This window comes from Halopiger goleimassiliensis, assembly GCF_000455345.1.
Classification (GTDB): Archaea; Halobacteriota; Halobacteria; order Halobacteriales; family Natrialbaceae; genus Halopiger_A; species Halopiger_A goleimassiliensis.
This window is the reverse complement of record NZ_HG315690.1, coordinates 2,181,111-2,195,684: the sequence shown is the minus strand read 5'-3', so window position 1 is coordinate 2,195,684 and position 14,574 is coordinate 2,181,111. Positions and strand designations below refer to the sequence as shown.

15 protein-coding genes are annotated in these 14,574 nt (G+C 66.3%); 14 read left to right on the top strand and 1 reads right to left on the bottom strand.

The genetic code is table 11. From position 1 onward, the window contains the following. The first annotated feature begins 208 nt into the window (after window positions 1-208). Window positions 209-979 (top strand): class I SAM-dependent methyltransferase, encoded by a 771-nt coding sequence (locus tag TX79_RS10725; protein WP_049928358.1) that lies wholly within the window; start codon window positions 209-211, stop codon window positions 977-979. An 83-nt stretch (window positions 980-1,062) separates the two neighbouring features. Here TX79_RS10725 and TX79_RS10720 read toward each other — a convergent pair whose 3' ends face one another. Next, window positions 1,063-2,058 (bottom strand): phosphate uptake regulator PhoU, encoded by a 996-nt coding sequence (locus tag TX79_RS10720; protein WP_049927439.1) that lies wholly within the window; start codon window positions 2,056-2,058, stop codon window positions 1,063-1,065. 400 nt (window positions 2,059-2,458) lie between these two features. On the opposite strand from TX79_RS10720, the gene pstB (TX79_RS10715) reads away from it, so the two are divergent. From pstB (TX79_RS10715) to TX79_RS10655, 13 genes are all read left to right on the top strand, one after another. Continuing rightward, a complete protein-coding gene (gene pstB, locus TX79_RS10715) occupies window positions 2,459-3,322 on the top strand; it encodes a phosphate ABC transporter ATP-binding protein PstB (RefSeq protein WP_049927438.1) in 864 nt (287 codons plus the stop codon). A gap of 179 nt (window positions 3,323-3,501) precedes the next feature. Next, window positions 3,502-4,473 (top strand): PstS family phosphate ABC transporter substrate-binding protein, encoded by a 972-nt coding sequence (locus tag TX79_RS10710; protein ID WP_049927437.1) that lies wholly within the window; start codon window positions 3,502-3,504, stop codon window positions 4,471-4,473. Beyond that, window positions 4,470-5,393: a phosphate ABC transporter permease subunit PstC gene (gene pstC / locus TX79_RS10705; protein ID WP_049927436.1), complete on the top strand. Its 924-nt coding sequence runs from the start codon at window positions 4,470-4,472 to the stop codon at window positions 5,391-5,393. Before TX79_RS10710 ends, pstC begins: the two co-directional genes overlap by 4 nt. Further along, entirely contained in the window at window positions 5,393-6,295 is a 903-nt protein-coding gene (gene pstA / locus TX79_RS10700; RefSeq protein WP_049927435.1) for a phosphate ABC transporter permease PstA, read from the top strand. The genes pstC and pstA overlap by 1 nt, the downstream gene beginning before the upstream one ends. A gap of 3 nt (window positions 6,296-6,298) precedes the next feature. After that, window positions 6,299-7,159, top strand: a complete 861-nt coding sequence (gene pstB, locus TX79_RS10695) for a phosphate ABC transporter ATP-binding protein PstB (RefSeq protein ID WP_049927434.1) — start codon at window positions 6,299-6,301, stop codon at window positions 7,157-7,159. 218 nt (window positions 7,160-7,377) lie between these two features. Further along, window positions 7,378-7,911, top strand: coding sequence for a hypothetical protein (locus TX79_RS10690; RefSeq protein ID WP_049927433.1), 534 nt, complete (start codon window positions 7,378-7,380; stop codon window positions 7,909-7,911). A 46-nt stretch (window positions 7,912-7,957) separates the two neighbouring features. Continuing rightward, window positions 7,958-8,794, top strand: coding sequence for a 16S ribosomal RNA methyltransferase A (locus tag TX79_RS10685; protein ID WP_049927432.1), 837 nt, complete (start codon window positions 7,958-7,960; stop codon window positions 8,792-8,794). An 83-nt stretch (window positions 8,795-8,877) separates the two neighbouring features. Continuing rightward, entirely contained in the window at window positions 8,878-10,092 is a 1,215-nt protein-coding gene (locus tag TX79_RS10680; RefSeq protein ID WP_049927431.1) for a mechanosensitive ion channel family protein, read from the top strand. Then, entirely contained in the window at window positions 10,089-10,667 is a 579-nt protein-coding gene (locus TX79_RS10675; RefSeq protein WP_049927430.1) for a HemK2/MTQ2 family protein methyltransferase, read from the top strand. The genes TX79_RS10680 and TX79_RS10675 overlap by 4 nt, the downstream gene beginning before the upstream one ends. Window positions 10,668-10,904: 237 nt before the next feature. Next, window positions 10,905-11,975: a ComEC/Rec2 family competence protein gene (locus TX79_RS10670; protein WP_049927429.1), complete on the top strand. Its 1,071-nt coding sequence runs from the start codon at window positions 10,905-10,907 to the stop codon at window positions 11,973-11,975. Window positions 11,976-12,001: 26 nt separating this feature from the next. Then, complete coding sequence (locus tag TX79_RS10665; protein WP_049927428.1) at window positions 12,002-12,277, top strand: DUF3006 family protein; 276 nt, start codon at window positions 12,002-12,004, stop codon at window positions 12,275-12,277. A gap of 150 nt (window positions 12,278-12,427) precedes the next feature. Then, window positions 12,428-13,429 (top strand): 5-methyltetrahydropteroyltriglutamate--homocysteine methyltransferase, encoded by a 1,002-nt coding sequence (locus TX79_RS10660; RefSeq protein WP_049927427.1) that lies wholly within the window; start codon window positions 12,428-12,430, stop codon window positions 13,427-13,429. After that, a complete protein-coding gene (locus TX79_RS10655; RefSeq protein ID WP_049927426.1) occupies window positions 13,426-14,499 on the top strand; it encodes a methionine synthase in 1,074 nt (357 codons plus the stop codon). The genes TX79_RS10660 and TX79_RS10655 overlap by 4 nt, the downstream gene beginning before the upstream one ends. Window positions 14,500-14,574: the final 75 nt, after the last annotated feature.

Genomic DNA, 14,574 nt, shown 5'->3' with positions numbered 1-14,574 from the left:
GTCGTTTTTCGGTAAGCAAACATATTCGGCACAACTGGGATACGTTTCCGTTCGGAACTCGAGCTTGGTTTAGGTAGGCCTAAAGCATGTGTCGCTACGTTCACCGCGTTCGACGGCCGAGCGGCGGATCGATCCTGACATGCTCGAACGGAGGCGTTACCGGTCCGAAGCGAGCCACAAAACGGCGATCGAAACGGGTGTGGTCCGGATGACCGACGTGACCGAACAGCCGGCCCACTGGCTGCTCGCGGAGATGGGAAAACGGGTGTTGCGTCCCGGTGGGAAGGAACTCACCCTCGAACTACTCGACGCGCTCGACGCCGGGCCGGCGGACGACGTCGTCGAGTTCGCCCCCGGAGTCGGGTTCACTGCGGAGCGAGTGCTCGAGCGAACCCCGCAGTCGTACACCGCGATCGAGTTAGATCGGGACGCTGCCGCCGATCTCGAGCGTCGATTCGACGGTCCTAATCGGGAGATCGTCGTCGGAAACGCGGCGAACACGGAACTGGACGACGGCGTTGCGGACGTCGTCTACGGGGAGGCGATGTTGACGATGCATCCCGACGACGGAAAGGCGTCGATCGTCGAGGAGGCCCATCGGCTGCTGCGGTCGGGCGGCCGGTACGGGGTCCACGAACTCGCCCTGGAACCGAACGATCTCGACGACGAAACGAAAGCGACGATTCGGCGGGACCTCGCGGCGGCGACGAAGGTAAACGCTCGGCCGCAGACGAGTTCCGAGTGGATCTCGTTGCTCGAGGACGCCGGTTTCGACGTCGTGTGGAAGGCGACGGCACCGATGCATCTCCTGCGTCCACGGCGCGTACTCGACGACGAGGGGTTGGTCGGAGCGGTTCGGTTCGGGGTGAACGTCCTGACCCACCCCGGCGCGCGGCGACGGGTTCGGGACCTCCGTCGCGCGTTCACCGCTCACGAACGGCACATGAACGCGATCGCACTGATCGCCGAGAAACCCTGATTCGGTTCGAGGACGATCGCCGGTAACACGGCACCGGGTCGCTGTCCCCTCCTCGTCCGGACCGCTGGCTGCCAGCTCCAGGGTCAGGGACGCGGTGCTGCCTTCTGCAACGCCGTCTCGGCGATGTTTCCGCCGTAGTCGGCGCTCCGAGAGAGCGAGTCGACGATCAGCCCGAGCGACTGGGCCTGGACTGGCTCGAGGTCCCGCAGCATGTCGTCGATGTGGCGCGTGTGCTCGTCGATCTCGAGGACGGCCTCCCGGGCGGCGTGGCCCAGTCGGTTCGCCTCGTCGGCGTCCGCGGCGTACAGCGCGTCCATGGCCTTCTCGAGCACGTCCGAGGCGTCCTCGCGCAGCGCTGCGAGCGCGTCGGCGACGTCGCCGGGAATCTCGTCGAGTTTCAGTGCGAGGTTACTGATCTTGGCGGCGTGGTCGGCGACCCGCTCGAGTTGGCGGGCGCTCGAGTGATAGTCGAAACAGTCCTCGCGCGGGACGCCGAGTTCCTCCGCGGCGCGGGGCGAGCGCAGCGTCGCGCGGAAGATCCGCGAGACGACCAGCCAGAGGCGGTCGACGTCGTCGTCGCGTTCGATGACGTCGTAGGCGATGTCGTCGTCGTTCTCGATCAGCGCGGTGACGGCGTCGGCGAGCATCGAGGTAGCGATCAGCCGCATCCGGGAGACGGCGTTGACGATCGACAGCTCCGAGGAGTCCAGCAGATCCTGAATGACGACGCTGTCGTTCGTCTCCTCCAGGATTTCGACGCCGACGAGGCTCTGGGTCGCGTCGCGGATCGCCCGTCGCTGGTCCGTCGTGATCCGGGCGGCCTCGAGGCGGATGATGTCGAAGCCGCTGACGTACATCGTCATCACCGCGCGGGTGAGTCGCTCGCCCTCGAGGTCCGAGACGTCGAGGGTCCCTTCCTGGCGTTCGGACTCGCTTCGAGGCGTCAACAGCAACGCGTCGTCCTCGGGGTAGAGTTCGACGGTCGACCCCGAACTCACGTCGTTGTCGGTCGCCCACTCCTTCGGGAGCGAGACCGTATACGTCGACCCACCCGTCACCTGGACCTTGCGCGTCTCCATACGCCGGGGTTGGGAGGCCGAACGTAAATTCGCTCCCATCTATAGACTCGCCCGGACCCAGACGACGCTCGCCAGGCGATGGGGCCGAACGCGGGACTGTCAGCCGTCCGCGTCGTCCCGCCATATCGATTGGTCTGCCGGTACGTACCCGCTTCCGTTCGGCGACGGTTGCGGAACCGGTCTGGCTCGAGCGACGGTGATTCTCGTCCAGGTGTGCTACGTAGGGATACGTATCTCTCGGTGGGAAGACGTAGCTGTCATAGTGGGATCTTTGTCCGGGACGCTCGATCGGGCATCCGATGGCAGATATCCGTCGATCGACTTCGGACACCGTCTCCGGACAGCCTGTGAGCGACCCGGAACAAGTAACCGTCGCCGGAGCGTGGCCTACGTGTCTCCAATGACCGCGAACGGCAGCGGCTCACGATCCGTGTCGACGTCCGAGTCCGGTCGAGCCGAGTCGAGCACCGAGGTACGGCGCGAACCGGCGCTGGACGGTCCCGACGCGTCGGAGCCGATCATCGAGTCCCGCGATCTGGACGTCTACTACGGCGACGATCAGGCGCTGCGCGGTATCTCGATGGCCATTCCCGAACAGCAGGTGACGGCGCTGATCGGCCCCTCTGGCTGCGGAAAGTCGACGTTCCTGCGGTCGATCAATCGGATGAACGACCTCATCGACGTTGCCCGGGTCGAAGGTGAGCTCTTCTTCCGCGGGAAGAACGTCTACGACGAGAACGTCGACCCCGTTGCCCTCCGACGGAAGATCGGCATGGTCTTCCAGAAGCCCAATCCCTTCCCCAAATCCATCTACGACAACGTCGCCTACGGCCTGCGCGTCCAGGGGAAAGACGACGGCGACCTCGACGAACAGGTCCACACCGCCCTCGAGCGGGCGGCACTCCTGGACGAAGTCGAGGACCAACTCGACTCGAGCGGCCTGGACCTCTCGGGTGGCCAGCAACAGCGCCTCTGTATCGCTCGAGCGATCGCGACCGACCCCGAAGTGATCCTCATGGACGAGCCAGCGTCGGCGCTGGATCCCGTCGCGACCTCGAAGATCGAGGACCTGGTCGAGGAACTGGCCGAGGAGTATACGGTCGTCATCGTCACCCACAACATGCAGCAGGCCGCCCGCATCTCCGACAAGACCGCCGTCTTCCTTACCGGGGGCGAACTCGTCGAGTTCGACGACACGGACAAGATCTTCGAGAACCCCGAACACGACCGCGTCGAGGACTACATCACCGGCAAGTTCGGCTAGGCCGCTTCGTCTTCGATCGACTCCGATCCGTCGGCTACTCTCGAGCCGACGAGTGCCCACGAGTGGAACGAGCGGCAGGGACGTGTCGACGGGCGAACCCGTGCTCGTATCCATGCCAACGTTTCTCTATATATTCATCATAGCATGGTACTTATCCGGCAGTCGGCGATCCACTAGTGATGTCGAGAGACGCCAGCGGAGAACCGTCGTCCGGAGTCGGACGGCGGCACTTTTTGGCCGCGGCCGCCGTCTCAGCCGGGATCGGCGTTTCCGGCTGTATCGGCGCTGCGGACCGGGCACGAGAAGTGAACGTCGCCGGTAGTTCGACGGTGTTCCCCATCACCGAGGTGGTCGCGTCGGCCTTCTCGGAGGAGCATCGGGCCACCGTCTCGATCAGCCAGACTGGGACCGGCGGCGGCTTCTCGAACTTCTTCTGTCCGGGAATGACCGATATCAACAACGCGAGTCGGGAGATCGCCGACGTCGAGCGCGAACAGTGCGGCGAGAACGGGATCGACCCGATCGAGTTCACCGTCGCAACCGACGCGCTGACGGTCGTCGTCAGCCCGGAGGCGTCCTGGATCGACTGTCTCACCGTCGAAGAACTCCGGGAACTCTGGCGTGAGGGGGGCGCTGACACCTGGAGCGACGTGCGCGACGACTGGCCGGACGAGGAGATCGAGTTCTTCGGTGCCGACACGACCTCCGGTACCTTCGACTACTTCGCCGATACGATCCTCGACGAATCGGACTCCCACCGGACCGATTACCACGCCACAGAGCGCGACCGGACGATCGTGCAGGGCATCCAGGGCAACCGGTACGCGATCGGCTACTTCGGCTTCGCCTACTACGACGAGAATCCCGAGCAGGTCAAGGCCGTCGCGATCGACGACGGCGACGGCTGCGTCGAACCCTCCCTCGAGACGGCACGGGAAGGCGAGTACACGCCGCTGTCACGGCCGCTGTACATCTACGTCGCCAGGGAGGCGCTCCGTCGGGAGGACGTGCGGGAGTTCGTTCGCTTCTACCTCGAGCGGAGTTCGACCGACCTCGTCAACGAAGTCGGCTACGTCCCGGTCTCGGACGCCCAGCGCGAGGAGAGCCTCGAGCGGTTCGAGGAGGCCGTCGCGGAGGTGACCGACGCATGAGCACCGGCGCACCGGACCTCACGAACGACGGCGCTCGAACCGTCCGCGGCGTCGCGTTCAAGACGTTTTTCGCGATCTGTGCGTTCCTCTCGATTCTCACGACGCTCGCCATCGTCGCGACGCTGCTGTACGACGCCGTCGACTTCTTCGCGGCCGTCTCGCCGCTGGAATTCTTCACCGGCACCGAGTGGACGCCCGCGAACCACGTCTACGGCGTCTGGCCGCTGATCTCCGGCACGCTCGTCATCACCTTCGGCTCGGCGGCCATCGCCCTGCCGATCGGCCTGCTGACCGCCATCTACCTCTCCGAGTACGCCTCCGAGCGCCGACGAGCCGTCCTCAAACCCGCGCTCGAGGTGCTGGCCGGCGTCCCGACGGTCGTCTACGGCTACTTCGCGCTGGTCTACGTGACGCCGGCGCTCGACCGGATCTTCCCGATCGGCACGTTCAACGCGCTGTCGGCCTCGATCATGGTCGGGATCATGATCATCCCGATGGTCTCCTCGATCAGCGAGGACGCGATGAGTTCCGTCCCCGACTCGCTCCGGCAGGCCTCCTACGGCCTCGGCGCGACGAAGTTCACCGTCTCCACCTCCGTGGTGGTGCCGGCGGCGCTGTCGGGGATCCTCTCGTCGTACATCCTCGCGCTCTCGCGGGCCATCGGCGAGACGATGATCGTCGCCATCGCCGCGGGGATGACCCCGCGCATGATGGATCTGACCGATCCCGGCGGGATGTTCCTCGAGTCGGTCCAGACGATGACCGCGGCGATGGTCCAGATCGGGGCCAGCGACGTCGTCGGCCAGTCGACCGAGTACAAGAGCCTCTTCGCGGTCGGACTGACGCTGTTCGTCATCACGTTCGCGATGAACCTCTTCAGCGAGTGGGTCTCCTCGCGCTACCGGGAGGTGTACCGCTGATGGCCTCGGAACAATCGGAGCTGACGGAGCCGGCCGAACCGGAGTTCGGCCGAGTGAGTCGGGCCAAGGACGTCGCCTTCCGCTGGCTCACGCTCGCGGCGGCACTGGTCGGCATCGTGGCGCTCGCCGCGCTGCTGGCGAACGTCGCCGTCGACGCCGTCGGCTGGCTGACCTGGGACTTCCTCACCGGGATGCCCAGTTTCAGCAACCCCTACGACGCCGGCTTCTTCCCGGCGATCGTCGGCTCGATCGCGCTGATGCTGTTGATCGCGCTGATCACCTTCCCGCTGGGCGTCGGCGCGGCGATCTACCTCGAGGAGTACGCGAGCGACGGCCCGCTGACCCGGTTCATCCAGCTGAACATCGCGAACCTCGCGGGCGTCCCCTCGGTCGTCTACGGACTGCTCGGGCTGGGGCTGTTCGTGAGCCTGCTGGATCTGGGCTTCGGGACGCTGCTGGTGGCCGGGTTCACCGTCTCCTTGCTCATCCTGCCGATCGTCATCATCTCGGCCCAGGAGGCGATCCGCTCCGTCCCTGACTCCCAGCGCCAGGCCAGCTACGGGATGGGCGCGACGAAGTGGCAGACGATCCGCAACGTCGTCCTCCCGCGGGCGATGCCCGGCATCCTCACCGGGACGATCCTCGCGCTCGGGCGAGCGATCGGCGAGACCGCGCCGCTGATCATGATCGGTGCGCCGACGGCCGTCTTCGGCGTCCCCGATAGCCTGTTCAGCAAGATCAGCGCGATGCCCATGCAGATCTACACGTGGGCGGACCTCCCCGAGACGGAGTTCCAGTACGGCGTCGTCGCGGCCGGCGTCGTGACGCTGCTCGTGATCTTGCTGTCGATCAACTCGATCGCGATCGTTATCCGCAACCGCTACCAGACCAAACGCGACTGACCCATGACCCAGCAACCGACCCCAACGACCACGACGAACCGCACCGACGACGAACAGCCCACCCGCGACCGGTCGATGGACGCCGAGTCGGCGGCCGTCAGTTCGGTCGCCGATCCGGTGATCGAAGCCCGCGACCTGGATGTCTACTACGGCGACGATCAGGCGCTCCGGAGCATCTCCATGGGGATCCCCGAACAGGGGGTAACGGCGCTGATCGGTCCCTCCGGCTGTGGGAAGTCGACGTTCCTGCGCTCGATCAACCGGATGAACGACCTGATCGACGTCGCCCGGGTCAAGGGCGACCTCTACTTCCGCGGGAAGAACGTCTACGACGAGGACGTCGACCCCGTTGCCCTTCGGCGGAAGATCGGCATGGTCTTCCAGAAGCCGAACCCGTTCCCGAAGTCGATCTACGACAACGTCGCGTACGGTCTCCGCGTCCAGGGGAAAGACGACGGCGACCTCGACGAGAAAGTCCACACCGCCCTCGAGCGTGCGGCACTGCTCGACGAGGTCGAAGGCCAGCTGGACACCAGCGGGCTGGACCTCTCGGGCGGCCAGCAACAGCGCCTCTGTATCGCCCGGGCGATCGCGCCGGATCCGGAGGTCATCTTGATGGACGAACCAGCCTCCGCGCTGGATCCCGTCGCAACCTCGAAGATCGAGGATCTGGTCGAGGAACTGGCCGAGGAGTACACGGTCGTGATCGTCACCCACAACATGCAGCAGGCCGCCCGCATCTCCGACAAGACCGCCGTCTTCCTCACGGGCGGTCGGCTCGTCGAGTTCGACGACACGGACAAGATCTTCGAGAACCCCGAACACGACCGCGTCGAGGACTACATCACCGGTAAGTTCGGATAGCCCGACCCGCCGACGCCGGCCCGTCCGCCGGCTCGAGACTCGTTCTCCCTCTCGATAGCCGGGTTCTCACTGGTGAACCGCCTCGGGCTTGACCCCGAGGCACTCGGCCTGCCCCGCCTGTAGAACCGGCGACAAGCCGTGCGTCACTGCTACCGATAACTCGAGACCATTCGAATCGGAAATATTAACTCGCTCGGGTTAGACGAGTGATATGAACGATGAACCGTCGGACGGTTCTCGGTGCGGGCTCGGCGATCGTCGCCTCGAGCGTCGCCGCCGGGTTCGTCGCGCGTCGCGGGACGGAGTCGCTGTCCGACGCGCGCCTCCGGACGAAACGGATCGACGTCGAGTGGCACCCCGACGAAGACGGGCGGACGGTTCGCACCGCCGTGGCGAACGTCTACAGGGACGACGGGGACCTCGCCGGCGTCGTCGTGACCGACCTCGAGGGGGTCGTCCGCTCGGCGCGGACGGTTCGCGTCGACGACCCCGTCGCGGACCGACTCGAGGACGCGTTCGAGACGGTCGCGTACGAGATCACACTCGAGGAACGCGACGGCAAAGCGAGCGCCTTCGGAAGCGTCTCGCGGGAGCAGTTCGACGACGTCCAGTTCGACGACCTCGTCGACGCCCGCGTCGCCGGAACCGACCTCGAGGTGCGCGAGATCCACGGCGGTGCCGGGGAGCCGCCAGCCCACGAGGCCGTCACGCGGACCCCGTTCCCCGCTCCCGAGGGGGAGGCTCCCCTGTAACCGCCGAGACGGTGCGTTTTAACGCGGCCGCCCCGAATCGCCGCCAATGAGAGATCCAGACGCGCTGCTCGCTCGAGCGGGCGTCCGCGGCGACCCCGATCGCGACCAGCACTTCCTCGTCGACGATCGCGTCCTCGATCGACTGCCGACCTATCTAGAGGACGCGGATACCGGCCACCTGCTCGAGATCGGCGGCGGGACCGGTGCGCTGACCGATCGGTTGCTCGCGGTCGGCGACCGGGTGACCGTCGTCGAGCGCGATCCGCAACTGGCCGCGTTCCTCCGCGAGGAGTTCCGCGAGGAGATCGAGGCCGATCGCCTGTCCGTGATCGAGGGCGACGCGCTCGAGGTGGGGTTCCCCGCGTTCACGGCGTCGGTCTCGAACCTCCCCTACGGCGTCTCGAGCGAGATCGCGTTCCGACTGTTTCCCGAGAAACGCCCGCTCGTGCTGATGTTCCAGCGGGAGTTCGCCGAGCGGATGGTCGCCGAGCCCGGGACCTCCGAGTACGGCCGGCTGTCGGTCTCGAGCCAGCACTACGCCGACGTCTCGCTCGTCGAGACGGTGCCGAAGGAGGCGTTCTCGCCGCCGCCCGCTGTGGAAAGCGCGGTGATCCGGGCCGTCCCGCGGGAGCCGGCGTATTCGGTCGACGACGAGGCGTTTTTCCTGCGGTTCGTGAAGGCGCTGTTCACCCAGCGTCGGAAGACCGTCCGGAACGCGATCCGGAACACGGCCCACATCTCGGGGCTCGAGGAGCCAGACGCGGTCGTCGACGCGGCCGAGGAGGATTTGCTCGGGAAACGGCCGGATTCGGTGACTCCGGCGGAGTTCGCGTCGCTCGCGCAACTCGCGATGCGGGTCGGCCGTCCCGAGACCGACGGCTGAACTCCTGCTGATTGACCGTCGGGTGGGGCTCGACCGACGAATACTCAAAGCTGCGCGGACGATCCGTCTCGAGAGGATCGCGCATGACGGAGACGGGGGTTGGACTCGACTGGCTGGCGGGGGTCGTCGAGTCGACGGAACTGCGGCTCATGATCTCCGGCCTGGCCATCGGCCTGCTGGTGGCCGCTTCGCTCACGTATCGACGGCTGCAGGCCTGGATCAGCGAGCACACCCGGCCGGTGTACGGCGACCTCACCGCGGCGACGCTGCTCGTGGTGACTTGCGTCGGGACCCTCGCGGTCGTCCTCGGCGTCTGGAGCCAGACGGGGACGATCTGGAGCGTCTTCGCGGATCACGAACTCAACGGCCAGTTTCTCCCGAACGCCGTCGCCTCGGTCGTTCTCGTGATCGGGGCGCTCATCGTCACGCGGGTCATCAAACGCGTGATCGACGAGGTGCTCGGGTCGGCCTCGGCCGTGACGGCCCACCAGCGCGAGATCACCCACCGGATCGCGCAGGTGATCGTCTGGTCGATGGCGCTCGTGGTCGTCCTCGGCTTCTGGATCGACGACCTGGGCGGCCTGCTCGTCGGGGCCGGCTTCCTCGGGATCGTCGTCGGTATGGCCGCCCGACAGACGCTGGGGACCGTCCTCGCCGGCTTCGTCATGATGTTCGCCCGCCCGTTCGAGATCGGCGACTGGATCGTCGTCGAGGACAAGCAGGGGATCGTCACGGACATCTCGATCGTCAACACGCGCATCCGGTCGTTCGACGGCGAGTACATCATGATCCCCAACGACGTCGTCGCCTCGAGCACGGTGACGAACCGGTCGCGGCGCGGCCGCCTGCGCGTCGAAATCGACGTCGGCGTCGACTACGAGACCGACCTCGAGCACGCCTCGGCGCTGGCCGAATCGGCCGTCTCGGAACTCGAGCACGCCGAGCCCGCCCCCTCGCCCCAGGTCGTCACCAAGGAGTTCGGCGACTCGGCGGTCGTGCTGGGCGTGCGCTTCTGGATCGACGATCCGACCGCCCGACGCCGCTGGGAGGCACGCACGGCCGCGATCAACGCGATCAAACGGACCTTCGAGGCCGAGGGGATCAAGATCCCGTTCCCCCAGCGGGAACTGGCCGGCCGCGCCGAGACTGGCGGGCTTCGGGTCGCCGGATCGCCCGAACCGGACGCCTCCACGCGTAGCAGCGATGCCCGTCCGAACAGCGAGGAGGCATCGACCGACGACTCCCCGACGGGAGCGCACCGAGAACAGGAGATCAGCCACTCGACCGATAACCGATGACGCTCGAAGACCGACGCGACGTGGAAACCGACGTCTACCAGCCGGCCGAGGACTCGTACCTGCTTGCCGAGGCGGTCGTGGATCGCCTCGAGGCGGAATCGGACGACGTCCTCCTCGAGGTCGGGACGGGGTCGGGCTACGTCGCGGGACGACTGGCCGAGGAACTGCCGGCCCGCGTGATCGCCTCGGACGTGAACCCCCACGCCGTCCGGCAGGCGCGCGAGGAGGGCCTCGAGACCGTCCGCGCCGATCTGGTATCCCCCTTCGCGGACGACGTCTTCGACGCCGTGGTCTTCAACCCGCCGTACCTCCCGACCGATCCGGAGAACGAGTGGGACGACTGGATGGAACGGGCCCTCTCGGGCGGCGAGGACGGTCGGGCCGTGATCGATCCGTTCCTCGCGGCCGTCGGCCGGGTGCTGGCACCCGACGGTGCCGTCTACCTGCTGGTCAGCAGTCTCACGGGCGTCGACGACGTGGTCGAAGAGGCCGGCGAACACGGCTTCAGTGCCGTCGCCGTCGCCGACGAGTCGTTCCCGTTCGAGACGCTTTCCGTCCTCGAGTTGTTCCGATAGGTGGTCTTCGTCGGGAGAGGCTACTGTGAGTTTTCTGCGGTGGTTCGAAACACCACGAAAGCCCCTTTCATTCCCACCCGTATCGGCTGACCGGTCAAGCTACCGAAGGGTGGGAATGAAAGGGGGTGGCGCTTTCGTGGTAGTTACACTCCTTTCGATAGTGTAGGATTGCACTCCGAACACTGCCTTCCGTCGTGGCCCACAACCTGATACAGCGCGACGTCGTACGTCGGTTCTATGCGACGCACGACGCTCGTCGTTGCGGTCGTCGCGATGCTCGTTTTCGCGGGTTGCGTTGGGGGAAACGGGTTCACCGATTCGATCGATGGCGGCGATGGCGACGGGAGCGGGGACGAATCCACCGGGCTAGCCCCCGATGGCGACCTCGAGATCCACCACCTCGACGTCGGACAGGCGGATTCGACGCTGATCGTGACGCCCGCGGGCGAGTCCATCCTGATCGACACCGGCGACTGGCGAGCGGACGGTGCGGGGGTCATCGATTCCCTCGAGGAGCGGGGAATCGACCGGATCGACCACCTGGTCGCGACCCACCCCCACGCGGACCACATCGGCGGCCACGCGGCCGTCATCGAGCACTTCGAGACCGACGGCGAGGGCGTCGGTGTAGCCTACGACCCCGGCGTAGTTCACGACTCGGCGACCTTCGAGAACTACCTCGACGCGATCGAGGCCCACGACGTCGACCTCTTCGAGGTGCGCGCGGGGGACGAACTCCTGCTCGCCGACGACGCCGTCTCGGCGACGGTACTCAATCCAACCGAGGGGGAATCCGCAACGGACCTGAACGAGGCCAGCGTCGCGCTCGCGATCGAGTACGGCGACGTTCGCTACCTGACGACCGGCGACGCCGAAACCGACGTCGAATCCCGTCTCGTGGACGACCACGGCGCGGACCTTGCGGCCGACGCCGTGCAGGCCGGCCACCACGGCTCCTCGACGTCCTCGAGCAAGCCGTTCCTCGAGGCCGTCGATCCGGACCTCGCGGTGATCTCGAGCGCCCTGGACAGCCAGTACGGCCACCCCCACGAGGAGGTCCTCGAGCGCTTCGCCGACCGCGGGATCGAGACCTACTGGACGGCCGTCCACGGCGACGTGGTACTGGTCACCGACGGCGAGACGATCGAGGTCGAAACCGCCGAATCGTACTCGAGCGATCCCGAAGACTTGCTCGAGGCGAACCCCGATACGGACGCGTCACCGCACGTCCCGACGGCCGCTCCCTCGAGCACGGTCGTCGGCTCGCAGTCGATCGTCCCCGTGGCGACGGGCGCGGCGGCAGGCTAAGTAGCTGGACCGCCTACGTCCCCGCGATGACCGAGACCTACACGGCGACGGTCGATCGGATCGTCGACGGCGAGACGGCGGTCCTCCTGCTCGAGGAAGACGGTGAGGTCGCCGAGCAACTCGAGGTCGAGGCGGCGGCGCTTCCGGAACCGGCCCGCGAAGACGGTGGCGTCCTGCGGGTGACCCTTGAGGACGGGGCGTACGTCGACGCGGAATATCTGGCCGCGGAGACCGAACGGCGGCGGGAGGCGGTCCGGGAACGGTACGATCGGCTGTCGGAACGGCTGTCGGATTCGTCCTGAGCGATCGATCAGCGGCCCGTCCGCAGGGATGGCGGACTCACGGCGACCGTCTCGCGTTCGCCGTCACCGGTGGAAACTAGCTAGGATTACTACAGGGCATTTGTCCGTATGGAAAATATTAAGCGTCGGTATAGCCTAGCCAGTGCTACGATGACCGAGTACGTATCGACCACGCCGGGGCTGTATCCGCTCCCGGACTGGGCGAAAGACGAGTTGTCGGACCTCAAAGGTCACCAGAAACACGATCTCATCAGCGGCGACGAGGGCGAGGAGATCGCGGCGGCCTACGACGAGGCTCGCGAGGAAGTGATCGACCTGCAACGGGAGGCGGGCCTCGACCGGATCGTCGAGGGACAACTGCGCTGGGACGACATGCTCGCGCACCCGCTCGCCGTCCACGACGCCGTCGAGACCCGCGGCATCGTCCGCTACTACGACAACAACAACTTCTACCGCGAACCCGTCGTCCAGGACGAACTGAACTTCTCCGGCGACGTCGCGAACGAACTCGAGGCCGCGGCCGAACTGACAGACGGCGACCTGCAGGCCGTCCTCCCGGGTCCGTACTCGCTCGCCGACCTCGCGACCGACGAGTACTACGACGACGAGGCCGACTTCCTCGGCGCGATCGCGGAGTTCCTCGCCGGCGAACTCGAGGCGTTCCCCGAGCACGAGACGCTGTTCCTGCTCGAACCGTCGCTGGTCGAGTCGGCTCCCGAGGACGGCGCGGACGAACGCGCCAGCGAGGCGATCGACACCGTCGCGAACGCCACGGACGCGGACGTCGTCGTTCAGCCCTACTGGGGCGCGCTCGAGGAGAAGGTCTACGCGCACCTACTCGACGCTGACGTCGATGCCGTCGGCTTCGACTTCGTCGCCGAGCAGGACGACAACGTCTACAACATCCAGGAGTACGGAACGACTGACGACGTGGCGCTGGGGCTCGCGGACGGCCAGAGCACGCTCGTCGAGGACCCCGAGGCGATTCGCGACCGCGTCGACTGGGTCGAGGACAAACTACAGGTCACCGAGTTCGAGACGGTCTACCTGACCACGAACACGGAGACGTTCTACCTGCCCTCGAGCAAGTTCGAGGAGAAACTCGCGGTCCTTGCCGAGGCCGCGGAACTCGCGGAGGTGACTCCAGCATGACGAACGCGAACAAAGACCAGTTCCGACCGGACGACCACGAGAACGACCACTTCCTGCTGACGACCGTCGTCGGCAGCTACCCCAAGCCCAAGTGGCTCAACCGTGCGAAGGAACTCTACGAGGACCCCGACCACGACTTCGACGAGGACGACTGGCGGGAAGCCAAAGACGACGCCGCGCGGCTGATCGCCCAGGAACACGAACGCGCCGGCCTGGACGTCGTCGTCGACGGCGAGATGCGGCGCAACGAGATGGTCGAGTTCTTTGCCCACCGCATCGAGGGCTACGAGTTCAACGGGCCCGTCAAGGTCTGGGGACACAACTACTTCGACAAGCCGTCGGTCGTCGACGACGTCGAGTACACCGACTCCTGGCTGGTCGACGAGTACGAGTTCACCGCCGCGGCGACCGACCGTCCCGTGAAGGTGCCGATCACCGGGCCGTACACCCTGGCGAGCTGGTCGTTCAACGAGGCCTACGAGGACGACGAACAGTTGGCGTACGACCTCGCCGATCTGGTCAACGAGGAGATCGAGAAGCTCGTCGAGGCCGGCGCGCGCTACATCCAGATCGACGAACCCGCCCTCGCGACGACGCCCGACGACCACGCCATCGTCGGCGAAGCGCTCGAGCACATCGTCGACGACATTCCGGAGGACGTCCGCATCGGCCTCCACGTCTGTTACGGCGACTACTCCCGCATCTATCCCGAGATCCTCGAGTTCCCCGTCGACGAGTTCGACCTCGAACTCGCCAACGGCGACTACGACCAGCTGGACGTCTTCAAGGATCCGGCGTTTACGAAGGACCTCGCGCTGGGCGTGACGGACGTCCACGTCGCCGAGGCCGAATCGGTCGAACAGATCGAGGAGAACATCAAGCGGGGACTCGAGGTCGTTCCGCCCGAGCAACTGGTCCTCTCGCCGGACTGTGGCGTGAAGCTGTTGCCCCGCGAGGTCGCCTACGGCAAGATGGCCAACATGGTCGAGGCCGCCCGAAACGTCGAGGAGCAACTGGACGAGGGCACCATCGACGTCGAACGCGAGACGCCCGCGCCGGCCGACGACTGATCGGGCCGTCACCCCTCCTTTCTCGCGACCTTCGACGCGGAGTCGATCGAATTCGGAGTAGCGAACGAGCGATCG

Bases quoted from the DNA above. Each gene is read 5' to 3' on its own strand.
- TX79_RS10725 (WP_049928358.1), top strand. From the start codon at position 209: ATGACCGACGTGACCGAACAGCCGGCCCACTGGCTGCTCGCGGAGATG.
- TX79_RS10720 (WP_049927439.1), bottom strand. From the start codon at position 2,058: ATGGAGACGCGCAAGGTCCAGGTGACGGGTGGGTCGACGTATACGGTC.
- pstB (WP_049927438.1), top strand. From the start codon at position 2,459: ATGACCGCGAACGGCAGCGGCTCACGATCCGTGTCGACGTCCGAGTCC.
- TX79_RS10710 (WP_049927437.1), top strand. From the start codon at position 3,502: ATGTCGAGAGACGCCAGCGGAGAACCGTCGTCCGGAGTCGGACGGCGG.
- pstC (WP_049927436.1), top strand. From the start codon at position 4,470: ATGAGCACCGGCGCACCGGACCTCACGAACGACGGCGCTCGAACCGTC.
- pstA (WP_049927435.1), top strand. From the start codon at position 5,393: ATGGCCTCGGAACAATCGGAGCTGACGGAGCCGGCCGAACCGGAGTTC.
- pstB (WP_049927434.1), top strand. From the start codon at position 6,299: ATGACCCAGCAACCGACCCCAACGACCACGACGAACCGCACCGACGAC.
- TX79_RS10690 (WP_049927433.1), top strand. From the start codon at position 7,378: ATGAACCGTCGGACGGTTCTCGGTGCGGGCTCGGCGATCGTCGCCTCG.
- TX79_RS10685 (WP_049927432.1), top strand. From the start codon at position 7,958: ATGAGAGATCCAGACGCGCTGCTCGCTCGAGCGGGCGTCCGCGGCGAC.
- TX79_RS10680 (WP_049927431.1), top strand. From the start codon at position 8,878: ATGACGGAGACGGGGGTTGGACTCGACTGGCTGGCGGGGGTCGTCGAG.
- TX79_RS10675 (WP_049927430.1), top strand. From the start codon at position 10,089: ATGACGCTCGAAGACCGACGCGACGTGGAAACCGACGTCTACCAGCCG.
- TX79_RS10670 (WP_049927429.1), top strand. From the start codon at position 10,905: ATGCGACGCACGACGCTCGTCGTTGCGGTCGTCGCGATGCTCGTTTTC.
- TX79_RS10665 (WP_049927428.1), top strand. From the start codon at position 12,002: ATGACCGAGACCTACACGGCGACGGTCGATCGGATCGTCGACGGCGAG.
- TX79_RS10660 (WP_049927427.1), top strand. From the start codon at position 12,428: ATGACCGAGTACGTATCGACCACGCCGGGGCTGTATCCGCTCCCGGAC.
- TX79_RS10655 (WP_049927426.1), top strand. From the start codon at position 13,426: ATGACGAACGCGAACAAAGACCAGTTCCGACCGGACGACCACGAGAAC.